The organism is Nostocoides vanveenii (assembly GCF_039531165.1).
Lineage (GTDB): Bacteria > Actinomycetota > Actinomycetes > Actinomycetales > Dermatophilaceae > Nostocoides_A > Nostocoides_A vanveenii.
On record NZ_BAAAPN010000035.1, the window covers coordinates 19,944 to 31,291 of the forward strand.

Below are 11,348 nucleotides of genomic sequence, written 5' to 3' on the forward strand. Positions count from 1 at the left end.
CACTGTCCCGTATGACGCGGCTCCCGGCCCTGTCCTCGCTCGAGGGCGAGGACCGGGACCGCGCAATTTCGCACCTGGCTCGGCTCGCGCTCGTCGGTGTCTGGCTGATCTTCTTGTTGGAGCCGTTAGCGGCGGCCTGGTCGGCGCGCTCGGGCGTACGCGGGCAACTCGGCCTCGCCGCCACCGTCCTTTTCGCACTGCTCTATATGTGGCACTTCGAGAGGTCACGCGCCTTCGACGCGAGTACCGACGGCCTCGTCGGTCAGCGGGTCACCTCCCGACGATGGCCGCGGTATGCCGTTCTGGTCGCCCTGACCGTCGCCGTCACCTTGCTCATCGGGCAGCCGGGCACGGCGACCTGGGTCTTCCTAGCCGTCTCCGGCCTGTGGACGATGCCCATGCCCTACGCCCTGGCGATCGGCCTGGCACTCGCGGGGGGCTACGAGACGCTCGTGCGCGTCCTGGACGGGTGGAATCGGCATACGGGCGTCTCGTTGTCCATCGTCATGGCGATGCTGGCGGTGAGCGCGGCGCGGCTCGCGATGCGCCGCACGGCCGATCTGTCGGCGGCTCGCCGCGAGAACGCCCGGCTGGCAGTGGAGGAGGAGCGGCACCGGCTGGCCCGGGACATCCACGACATCCTCGGTCATTCCCTGACCGTCATCACCGTCAAGGCCGAGCTCGCCGGGCGCCTCCTTGACGTCGACGCCGAGCGGGCGCGGGCCGAGATCGCCTCGGTGGAGGCGTTGGCGCGGGAGGCGTTGGCCGATGTGCGCGGCGCGGTCGTCGGGGTGCGGGAGATCTCCCTCGCCGGTGAGTTGGCGTCGGCGCGACAGGCCCTGACGGCGGCCGGCATCACCCCGCGCCTGCCGACGGCCGTGGACGCGGTTGACCCCGGGCTCAAGGAACTGTTCGCCTGGACGGTGCGCGAGTCGGTCACCAATGTGGTGCGCCACTCGGGGGCGTCGACCTGTCGAATCGACTTGGAGCCCAAGCGCATTGTCGTGCGCGACGACGGCCGCGGAGCGCACGGCGGCGCCCAGGGCAGTGGCCTGCGCGGGCTGCGCGAGCGGGCGCGTTTGGTCGGGGCGAGCGTGACGACATCGTCCGCCGGCGAAAACGGATTCGAGGTCGTCGTCGCCGGGAAGTAGCGTTGGCGACAAGGGGGTGTGGCGATGGCCATTCGCGTTGTCCTGGTCGACGACCAGGCGCTGGTCCGGGGCGCCCTTGCCGCGCTGCTCGACCTCGAGATCGACCTCACGGTCGTCGGCGAGGCGTCCTCGGCGACCGAAGCGATCGCCCTGGCGGCGTCGGTGACACCCGATGTCGTGCTGATGGATGTCGACATGCCCGGGATGGACGGTATCGAGGCGACCGCGGCGCTGCGTGCCAGCGGGTCGACCGCACGGGTGCTGATCGTGACCACCTACGGCCGCCCGGGCTACTTGCGGCGGGCCCTACAGGCCGGTGCCTGCGGATTTGTCGTCAAGGACACCCCGGCGCGGCTGCTCGCCGACGCCGTGCGGCGCGTTCATACCGGAATGCGCGTGGTGGACCCGGCGCTGGCGATGGACTCGCTGATCGCCGGCGATTCACCGCTGACGGCGCGGGAGGCGGACGTGCTGCGGGCTGTCCTGGACGGCGGGTCGATCACCGATATCGCTGCGGCCGTGCACCTTTCGGAAGGAACGGTGCGCAATCACCTGTCCAATGTCATCGGCAAGACGAATGCCCGCAATCGCGCCGACGCCGCTCGAGTCGCCCAGGAGAACGGCTGGCTCTGACGCCACTGCGCCGCGTCACGGTCCCCACCAGTAGGCATCGACGGTCGTACCTCAGCCGCCTCCATTGGCGGACGTGAGCGCCTGCGCGCTCTCCACGGGACTCGAACCGAAGGCCAGCGTCAGCCCGAGCCCGATCATCACCACGGCGATGAGCGCGTCCAGGGCTCGCCACGCGCTCGCCCGGGCGAAGATGGGAGCGAGCAGGCGGGCACCGAAACCGAGCCCCGTGAACCACATAAGCGAGGCAGTCACCGCACCCACGGCGAACCACCAGCGCCACGCTCCCTGGGTCGCGCCCACCGAGCCGAGGAAGACGAGCGTGTCCAGATAGACGTGCGGATTGAGCCAGGTGAAGGCCAGAGTGGTCAGCAGCGCCGTCCGCAGGGCCGTCGGCCCGCCGCCGGTCGCCGCTTCCAGGTGGTCGGCCCGGCGGGCCCGGCGCGCTGCCAGCAATCCATAGCCGATCAGGAAGGCCGCCCCGATGATCCGAACCACGGTCAGCAGCGTGGGCGCCGCCGTGACCAGGGCCCCCACCCCCGCCACACCGGCCACGATCAGGACGGCATCCGAGACCGCACAGATCGCGACGATTGGCAGCACATGCTCGCGCTTGATGCCCTGCCGAAGTACATAGGCGTTCTGCGCGCCGATGGCGATGATCAAGGCCGCACCGGTGAGCAGGCCGGTCAATGCCGCGGTCCAGGGGGATTCCATGAGGTGACGGTAGGCGCGGTGCCATCATCAGCACCAACGCCGATTACTTATGAATCATTAGCATTGCTGTATGGAAGCGTCCCTGGATCAGCTGCGCACGCTCGCCGCCGTCGTGGACGAGGGCACCTTCGACGCCGCGTCCGCGGCGCTGGGCGTCACCCCGTCCGCGGTCAGCCAACGGATCAAGGCGCTGGAGACGAGCGTCGGCCGGGTGCTGATCACCCGGACCAAACCCGTGCGGGTGACCGGCCCCGGAGCCGCGGTGCTCCGGCTCGCCCGCACCACGACACGGCTGGCCGACGACACGGCATACGACCTCGGGCTGGGGGGCGGCGCGGGCTCCGCCCGCCTGCCCATCGCCGTCAACGCCGACTCGCTCGCAACGTGGTTACTCCCCGCGCTCGCGCGGATGCCCGCGCGACAACGAGCGGTCTTCGATGTGCACATCGACGACCAGGACCGGACGTATGAGCTGTTCACCTCCGAGTCCGTGCTCGCGGCGGTGACATCGATCGATCGGCCCGTCGCCGGGTGCGCGGTCACCCCGCTGGGGTCGATGCGCTATCTCGCGGTGGCCTCCCCCGACTTCGCCGCCGCCGCGCTGCCCGACGGCCTGACCGACGCGGCGGTGGCCGACGCGCCCCTGATCGTCTTCAACCGCAAGGACACGCTTCAGCACCGGTTCATCCAGCAGGTGACTGGCGAATCCCTCACGCCACCAACGCATTTCCTGCCCTCGACGGCGGACTTCCTGAACGGCATACGGCTGGGCATGGGGTGGGGGATGGTCCCGGAGCTTCAGGCGGAGGGTGAAATGGCGCGCGGCACGGTCGTGGCGCTCGCGCCCGATCGGCCGATGGACGTGCCGCTGTTTTGGCAGGTATGGCCGCTGGACTCGCCGCCCCTGCGCGCCCTGACCGAGGTGGTCCTCGCCGCAGCCGACGTGCACTTACGGCCCACGGCGTCGCACGGCGTCCGCGGGTGGGGTCCAGCGACGAGGGCCTAGGTTGGGGTCATGGCCAAGCCGACTGCCGCCGAGGTGATCGCGGGCGACCGCGCCGTGCGCGTGTCTTCTCCCGAGCGCGTCATCTACCCCGCGACCGAGACCACGGCGGAGGTCACCAAGGTGATGGTCGCGAAGTATTTCGCGTCGGTCGACGACGGCTTGATGCGGGCACTGCGTGGCCGGCCGACCGCCCTGGAACGCTGGACCAAGGGCGTGCTGCCCGGGATGAAGCTGGGAACTGGCCGGCCGGGCGAGCAGGCCGACGCGTTCTACCAGAAGCGGGTGCCGACTGGGGCGCCGGACTATCTGCAGTCGTGCGAGATTACCTTTCCGTCCGGGCGCACGGCGCGCGAGGTGTGCCCCACCGAGATCGCTGTGCCGGTGTGGTGCGCGCACATGGGGACACTGACCTTCCATCCCTGGCCGGTTCGGTGCGCCGACGTCGACCGGCCGGACGAGCTGCGCATCGATCTCGATCCGCAGCCCGGGACGACCTTCGGCGACGCTGTGCGCGTGGCTGGCGTGGCCCGAGAGTTGTTGTCGGATTTGGGGATCCGGGGCTTCGTGAAGACAAGCGGTAATCGCGGCGTACACATCTTTGTGCGCATCCGGCCGGACTGGGAGTTCCTCGACGTCCGGCACGCCGCCATCGGTTTCGGGCGCGCGCTGGAGGCGCGCGACTCCGGCGTGACCACCGCCTGGTGGAAGGAGGAGCGGGGGGCGCGGATCTTTGTCGACTTCAACCAGAACTGCCGTGACCGGACGATCGCGTCGGCCTATTCGTTGCGCCCGCTGCCGGGCGCGCCGGTCTCGACGCCGGTGACCTGGGAGGAGTTGGCGGGTTTGCGGGACCCGTCGGCCTTCAACCTGTTCACGGTTCCCGAGCGGCTCGTGGACGGCGATCCCTGGGCCGCGATCGATGACGAGGCGTTCTCGATCGAGCCGCTGCTGCGCCTGTATGAGGAGTCCGGACTCGGCGAGATGCCCTTCCCGCCGGACTACCCGAAGATGCCCGGCGAGCCGCCGCGCGTGCAGCCGAGCAAGAAGGTCGCCGCACACTGGGATGCCGACGGCAATCGCCTGGCCGACTGACTCGCGCCGGTTCCGCGTTAGCGGGGCCGAGGCCGCGAGGTCGCGGGGGCGCCAGGGCAAGGACGCGAGGACGAGGACGCGGCGTTGGGAGCGCACCGAGTGGCGGGTTGTCGGTGGCCGGTGGGACAGTGGTGGTCGTCCGGAAGCGGTGTTATACCCGCACCTTGTATAACGAACTATCCCTGAGGTATGCCTGTGCCGATCCCCAGCCCCTTCACCCCCGGCGCGCTCCCCCACGTCCTCGTCGGCCGGGTGCGCGAGCGCACCCGGATGGGTGACCTGCTCGCCCGGGTCGCGACCTTCGGTGAGCTGGCCGGCCCACCCGTCGTGCTGCACGCCCCACGGGGTTTGGGCAAGACCTCCTTGCTGCGCGACACCGAGGACCGCGCGCGGGAACTGGGCTTCGTCACCGCCTGGGTGGCCTGCGCCAAGGGCAGCCCGATGCTCACCGAGCTGGCGAGTTCGGTGCGCCGCGCGCTGGTCGAGGCCGAGGTGCTCGACGACCGGTCGACCAAGCGTGTGCTGGAGTCGATCGCCGTCGAGTTCGCGATCTTCGGTGTGTCTCTGTCGACCGAGTTCGCGACAGCCCCGGCCGGAGCCGAGCCACCACCGGCGGCGATCGGCGGGATGGAGCGGGTGCTGCACGAGGCCGCGGTGGCCGTGCGAGCACGCGGAGGCGCGGGCCTACTCGTCTTGATCGACGAGCTGCATGCTGCGCCCTATGCCGAGCTCGGCGTCCTACTCAACGTCCTGCAGAATCTCGCGGGCCGGCGCGCCGAGAATCCACTGGCTGTTATGACGGCCGGCCTGCCGTCCACGCCCGAGATGATCATGCGGGCGGCGACCTTCGGCGAGCGCAGCGAGTTCATCGGGCTGGAACGCTTCGACGAGGCCGACTCGCGCCGGGTTCTGGAGGAGCCGGCGGGCGCGGCGTCAGTCGGCTGGGCGCGCGCCGCCCTCGACGCCGGACTCGCCATCGCCGACGGCAACCCCTACCTGCTGCAACTGGTCGGGGACTCGACCTGGCAGGCCGCGGGGCCGGAAGCCGGCGACGTGCTCGAACTCGATGACGTCGACGCCGGCTCCGACGGCATGCGCGGCCAGCTCGCCGCGATGTGCCGCGCCCGGTGGGATTCGGCGTCCGAGCTGGAGCAGGCCTTCCTCTCGGCGATGGCTGAGTATGCCGACGAGATCGTCCCGCGCGACCACATCGCCACCACCATGGGCCGCGAGTCCCGGGCCATCAGCGTGCCGCGGGCGCGCCTGATCGACCGGGGCGTGATCGAGGCCGCGGGGCGCGGGCGCCTGCGCTTCACCCTCCCGGGCATGGGCGCGTGGATCCGGGAGTTCCAGGCCGGCTGACCCGACCGGGTCCCCGCGTCTTCCGTCGAGAGGCCGGTTCAGCCCCGTCTGGGTCCCACGCTCCGCGTGGGCGGGGCCGGTTCACGGTCGTCTGGGTCCCACGCTCTGCGTGGGCGTGGCCGGTTCAGGGTCGTCTGGGTCCCACGCTCTGCGTGGGCGTGGCCGGTTCAGGGTCGTCTGGGTCCCACGCTCTGCGTGGGCGGGGCCGGTTCAGGGCGCAGGTTGCGTCAGCGCGTCCAGCGGTAGCCCGTGGGCTCGCCCGCGCCGAGGTCGACGATCGCGGCGACCGGGCCGCCACCGTCCGGGCCCTGGTGCGCCGCCGACACCGAGACGAAGACCGCCGGGTCGCCGGTGACCGATGCGGTGACGCCGCCGACAGCGCTCTTGATCTGGCGGTGCCAGTGCACGTCGGAGTCGTCGAGCATGGCGTTGCGTCGACCGTGGACGGTGCCGTCGGTCGAGGTCTCGCACTTGAGGAAGACGTTGACCAGCCGGCCGTCGATGTCGCTGGAGTGCGGCCGCTCGGGCAACTCGAGCCCGGCGTCCTTGATCGCCGACCAGATGCCATCGGCGTCGAGGGCGTCGCGCATCACCGAGTGCCCGATCCGGTAGCGCCCACCGATGCCCTTGGCGTTGCCGACCACGACGACCTGCGCCTGGTCCAGTTCGACACCGGAGGAACAGGAGGCCACCGAGGAGTACTTGTCCCGGTTGTGCATGACGTCGGCGTCGACGATGCCTGTGGCTTCACCCAGCGCCTTGGCGATGCCGAGAGCGGTGCATCCATTGGAGAGATCCATCGACTCGTGGGTGTGCTCGGTCCAGACGCGGTGGCCGCGCGACTTCGCGTCGCGGATGGTGTGGATCGTCAGCAGCGGCGTCTTGGTCTGGACGTAATGCACATCAGCGGGGTCGGTGATCCCGGCCCGCTCCATCGCGACGAGCACGGCGTCGGCGACCTTGTCGACCATGCCGACATACCCGATCTCCTCCGGCGCGATCGGCTCGCTCATCGCGAAGCCGACGGTCAGCCGCAGGTCGTCGGACGCCTCGGCCTGGTCGGCGGGCACAGTGGCGAAGATCGTGGCGTGCGGGCTGATCACGCCGTCGGTGCCGCCGGACCACACGATCGGGACGCCCTTGACCTGCTCCTCGGGCGCGCCATTCTTCATCAGCACCTCACGGAAGGCCCGGTCGGCGATGATGCGCGTGTAGTCGTTGACACCGCCATTGCCCTCGGTCTTGCCGATGATCGCGATGACCCGGCTGGGGTCCATGACGCCGTCGTCGATGAGCTTCTGCAACTCCGAGGCGTCAGCGACCGAGTGGATCGGAACCTTGCGAACTTCGATGGGCTCAGGCACGTGCGTGCACCTTTCTCATTGGGAAAGAACCGATTTCACTTCCGTATGACGGTGCCGACACTGCCGTCGGTCGCCTCCACCGCGTCGGCGATGCGTTCGAGTGAGGTGACGATACTGCGCTCTCCGCCGGCCGTGACGAACCGCATGGCGGCCTCGACCTTGGGCCCCATCGAGCCGCTGGCGAACTCGCCGGCCTGGGCATACGCCCGCATCTCGGCGAGGCTGACCGCACCGAGTGCACGCTGCTCCGGCGTGCCCCAGCCGACCATGGCGTTCTCGACATCGGTGGCGATGACCAGGACGTCGGCGCCCAGCGCGCCGGCGAGAACGGCAGCGGTGAGGTCCTTATCGATGACGGCTTCCACGCCCTGCAAAACGCCCTCGGAGTTGCGCACGACCGGGATGCCGCCGCCGCCCGCCGCGACGACGAGATAGCCGGCGGCCAGCAAGGTGCGGATGGTCGGCGTCTCGAGCACCTCGACCGGCTCGGGTGAAGCGACCACACGACGCCACCCCTTCTCGCCGCGGTCCTCCCAGACCTGGCCGTGATCGATGAGGACCAAGGCATCGGCATACGGCAAGTAGCGGCCGACGGGCTTGGTGGGCCGAGCGAAGCCGGGGTCGGCGGGGTCGACCAACGTGCGCGAGACGAGCGCGGCGGCCGGGTGCTGCAGTCCGCGGGCGCCCAGCTGAGTCTCGAGCGCATCGAGGATGGTGAAGCCGATCGTGCCCTGCGTCTGCGCGCCGCACCAGTCGAGGGTGACCGGAGGGACGACGCTCGCGGCGAGTTCGTTCTTGACGAGCAGGTTGCCGACTTGCGGACCATTGCCATGGGTGAGGACGACCTCGTGCCCACGCGCGAGCACCTCTGCGACGTGGCACATGGCGACCCTGATGGCGTCGCGCTGCGCGGCCGGCGTGGCGCTGCCGTCCGGGCCGGTCATGGCGTTGCCGCCGAGCGCGATCAGGATCTTCATGTCCCCGAGCCTAGAAATCCGGGCGCCGTGGCGGCGTTGGCAGCACCTGCCCAGGGGTGCGGCATCCGTTGGCAGATTCGCGCAATGCCCCCAGCCCGGACCGGCCTGTTCACCCGAGCCGGCGGTAGCGGTCGTGGCGAGCGGCCAGCCGCGAGGCGGCCCGCATCTGCGTCAGCCGAGTCAACTCGCCGGCGATCGCCTGGGCCATCCGCCGGCAGAACTCCGCCGGCTCGTCGGCGGCATCGGGGTGCTCCGCCACGACCCGGTCGACGATGCCGTCGGCGAGCAGGTCGATCGAACGGATTCGTTGTTGGGCGGCGATGTGCGGGGCGTGCTCCGTCGTGCGATAGAGAATCGCGCTCGCTCCTTCGGGAGGCAGCGGCGAAAGCCACGAGTGTTGCGCCGCAATGACCCGGTCGGCGGGCATCAAGGCGATGGCGCCTCCGCCCGTGCCCTGCCCCAGGAGCACGCACAGGGTCGGCTCGGCGTGCGCCACCAACTCGGCCAGGCAGCGGGCGATCTCGCCGGCGAGACCGCCCTCCTCGGCCGCCCTGGACAAGGCAGCGCCTGAGGTGTCGATGACCGAGACGAGCGGCAGATCCAGCTCGGTGGCGAGCTTCATCCCGCGTCGGGCGACGCGCAATCCGCTGGGGGACAATGGTTTATCGGCGGTCTCCAGTGCGCCACCCGGGCCCGGGGTATGCCGGCGGTCCTGGCCGAGGACGACACACGGCATACCGCCGAAGCGCGCGAGCGCGAGGAAGAGCGAGCGATCCCACTCCCCCGCGCCCGTGCCGTGCAGCGGGATGACATCGCTCGCGCCGAGCTTGAGCAGTTCGCGCACACCGGGTCGCTCGGGGCGGCGGGTGCGGACGATGGATTCCCAGGCCGGGATGTCGGGCCAGGGCGTCGGCTCGCTCTCGGGGATCGCCGATCCGACGCGAGGAGCGAGCACGAGGTCGAGGAAGCGCTCTGCGGTGGCGGTGAGTTCGTCGACGGGCAGGATCGCGTCGAGCAGGCCGTTGGCATAGAGGTTCTCCGCGGTCTGGACGCCGTCGGGAAACGACTGACCGTAGAGCGCCTCGTAGACGCGCGCCCCGAGGAAGCCGATCGTGGCGCCGGGCTCGGCGACGGTGACATGGCCGAGCGAGCCCCAGGACGCGAACACACCGCCGGTCGTCGGATGCCGCAGGTAGGTGATGTAGGGCAGCTTGGCCGCCTTGAAGGCAGAGACGGCTGCGGTGATCTTGACCATCGTGGCAAAAGCCGGCGTACCTTCTTGCATCCGCGTGCCACCCGAGGCGGGGCCGGCGAAGAGCGGCAGCCCCTCGCGGGTCGCCCGCTCGAAGGCAAGAACGATGCGTTCGGCGCTGGTGCGACCGATCGACCCCGCGAGGAAGCGAAACTCCCCGGCTATCAACGCAACTCGACGTCCCCCGATCCGGCCCTCGCCGGTGATGATGGACTCGTCGGTGCCGGCTCGCTGCGCGGCTTCGGCGAGTTCGACGGCATACGTGCTGTTCGGTTCGGTGACCGCGTGCACCGCGCCGTCCCACGAGACGAAGCTGCCCGGGTCGAGCACGGCGTCAAAGAGTTCGCGGGCCCCGAGCCGGGTGCGCGGCTCAGCCATCGGCCGGTCCGTTAAGCCACTCCCGGAGCGCGTCCGAATGCTCACCGAGACCCGGCGGGGGCAGGTGTGTCTCGCGCCCACCGGAGAAGTCGTTGTCGCCGAAGCGAAGGGGCGATCCGGGGATGGTGATCTCGCCGAGCACCGGGTGGTCGACCGTCATGAGGAGGTGCTGGCTGGCGACCTGATCCCACTGATAGACCTCCTCGATGCTGCGGACTTTGCCGGCCGGCACTCCGGCAGCGGCGCAGCGTGCGAGCACCTCGGCCGCGGTATGCACCGCGAGGGCGGCGTTCACCGCCGCCACCACCGCGTCCCGGTTTTCCACCCGCTCACGGTTGGTCGCCATGCCCTCGGCGGCCGGATCGATGTCGAAGGTGGTCGCGAACTTGCTCCAGAGGCTCTCGGCCGCGCAGGCGATCTGGACAGGGCCGTCGGCGGCGTGGAAGAGGCCGTAGGGCGCGATCGAGGGATGGTGATTGCCTTGCGCCCGACCGACTTTGCCGCCGACGAGGTAGTTGGTCCCGTGCATGGCATGGGCGCCGATGACGGACGCGAGCAAGCTGGTCCGCACGACGCGGCCGCGGCCGGTGCGCTCGCGGTCATACAGGGCGGCGACGACGCCGAAGGCGCCGTTCATGCCCGAGAGGAGGTCGCCGATGGGGACACCGACGCGCTGGGGATCCTCGGGTCCGGATCCGGTGACCGACATCAGGCCGGCTTCGCCCTGCGCGATCTGGTCGTATCCGGCCCGGCCGCCCTCGGGTCCGTCGTGCCCGAATCCGCTGATGGACAACACGATCAGCCGCGGGTTGAGTTCGTGGAGGTGACTATTGCCGAAGCCGAGGCGGTCCATGGCGCCGGGCCGGAAGTTCTCGATGAGCACGTCGGCGCGCTCGACGAGCCGGGTGAGGATGTCACGTCCGTCGTCCGATTTCAGGTCGAGGACGATCGACTCCTTGTTGCGATTCGCGGCCAGGAAGTAGGTCGAGATGTCGTGATCGGGTCCGACGAATGGGGGCCCCCAACCGCGGGTGTCGTCGCCGCCCGCAGACTCGACCTTGATGACGCGTGCACCCAGGTCGCCGAGCATCATGCCGGCCTGCGGTCCGGCCAGGGCGCGGGAAAGATCGATGACGATGATGCCGTCCAGGGGTCCGGTCACCGAAGGGCTCCTCTGCTTGGGTCCGTGCTACAGCAGACTAGGGCGCCGGCGCGGCCACCCCGTGGCACTGTGGGACAACCCACCCCAGCCACTCCTGGCAGCATTTGCTGACGCCCCAGCCCGGGCCCACCCAGGCCCAGGCTGGACGCCCGGCCGCAGCGCGCCGGCCCCCCTCGAGAATGGCAGCGTTCTGATGCCCACGCCGCGTGCGGATATATCCCCGCACGCGTCGACCAGCTATGCAAGCGTCACCGAAC

10 protein-coding genes are annotated in these 11,348 nt (G+C 70.2%); 5 read left to right on the forward strand and 5 right to left on the reverse strand.

The genetic code is table 11. The annotated features are described in order from the left end of the window. Positions 1-11 precede the first annotated feature (11 nt). Together ABD209_RS07220 and ABD209_RS07225 are read left to right on the forward strand one after the other, a co-directional pair. Positions 12-1,151 carry a sensor histidine kinase gene (locus ABD209_RS07220; RefSeq protein ID WP_344064140.1) on the forward strand — a complete coding sequence of 380 codons (1,140 nt, stop codon included), beginning with the start codon at positions 12-14 and terminating at the stop codon, positions 1,149-1,151. A 24-nt stretch (positions 1,152-1,175) separates the two neighbouring features. Beyond that, the gene (locus ABD209_RS07225) at positions 1,176-1,784 is read left to right on the forward strand and encodes a response regulator (RefSeq protein ID WP_344064143.1); all 609 of its coding nucleotides are present in this window, start codon (positions 1,176-1,178) and stop codon (positions 1,782-1,784) included. 51 nt (positions 1,785-1,835) lie between these two features. Here ABD209_RS07225 and ABD209_RS07230 read toward each other — a convergent pair whose 3' ends face one another. Then, entirely contained in the window at positions 1,836-2,498 is a 663-nt protein-coding gene (locus ABD209_RS07230) for a LysE/ArgO family amino acid transporter (protein WP_344064146.1), read from the reverse strand. Between the two features lie 70 nt (positions 2,499-2,568). Here ABD209_RS07230 and ABD209_RS07235 point away from each other — a divergent pair, with 70 nt between their 5' ends. The 3 genes from ABD209_RS07235 to ABD209_RS07245 all read left to right on the forward strand — a co-directional run bounded on the left by ABD209_RS07235 (position 2,569) and on the right by ABD209_RS07245 (position 5,958). After that, positions 2,569-3,504, forward strand: coding sequence for a LysR family transcriptional regulator ArgP (locus ABD209_RS07235; RefSeq protein WP_344064149.1), 936 nt, complete (start codon positions 2,569-2,571; stop codon positions 3,502-3,504). 9 nt (positions 3,505-3,513) lie between these two features. Then, the gene (locus ABD209_RS07240) at positions 3,514-4,596 is read left to right on the forward strand and encodes a DNA polymerase domain-containing protein (RefSeq protein WP_324386101.1); all 1,083 of its coding nucleotides are present in this window, start codon (positions 3,514-3,516) and stop codon (positions 4,594-4,596) included. A 189-nt stretch (positions 4,597-4,785) separates the two neighbouring features. Further along, entirely contained in the window at positions 4,786-5,958 is a 1,173-nt protein-coding gene (locus ABD209_RS07245; RefSeq protein ID WP_344064152.1) for an ATP-binding protein, read from the forward strand. A gap of 227 nt (positions 5,959-6,185) precedes the next feature. On the opposite strand, the gene bar is transcribed toward ABD209_RS07245, so the two are convergent. From bar to ABD209_RS07265, 4 genes are all read right to left on the reverse strand, one after another. Further along, positions 6,186-7,322, reverse strand: a complete 1,137-nt coding sequence (gene bar / locus ABD209_RS07250) for a barbiturase (RefSeq protein WP_344064155.1) — start codon at positions 7,320-7,322, stop codon at positions 6,186-6,188. Positions 7,323-7,357: 35 nt separating this feature from the next. Further along, positions 7,358-8,299 (reverse strand): carbamate kinase, encoded by a 942-nt coding sequence (locus ABD209_RS07255; RefSeq protein WP_344064158.1) that lies wholly within the window; start codon positions 8,297-8,299, stop codon positions 7,358-7,360. Between the two features lie 109 nt (positions 8,300-8,408). Further along, on the reverse strand, positions 8,409-9,929 hold the full coding sequence (locus tag ABD209_RS07260) for a carboxyl transferase domain-containing protein (RefSeq protein WP_344064161.1): 1,521 nt from the start codon (positions 9,927-9,929) through the stop codon (positions 8,409-8,411). After that, positions 9,922-11,091, reverse strand: a complete 1,170-nt coding sequence (locus tag ABD209_RS07265; RefSeq protein WP_344064164.1) for a CaiB/BaiF CoA transferase family protein — start codon at positions 11,089-11,091, stop codon at positions 9,922-9,924. The genes ABD209_RS07260 and ABD209_RS07265 overlap by 8 nt, the downstream gene beginning before the upstream one ends. Positions 11,092-11,348 lie beyond the last annotated feature (257 nt).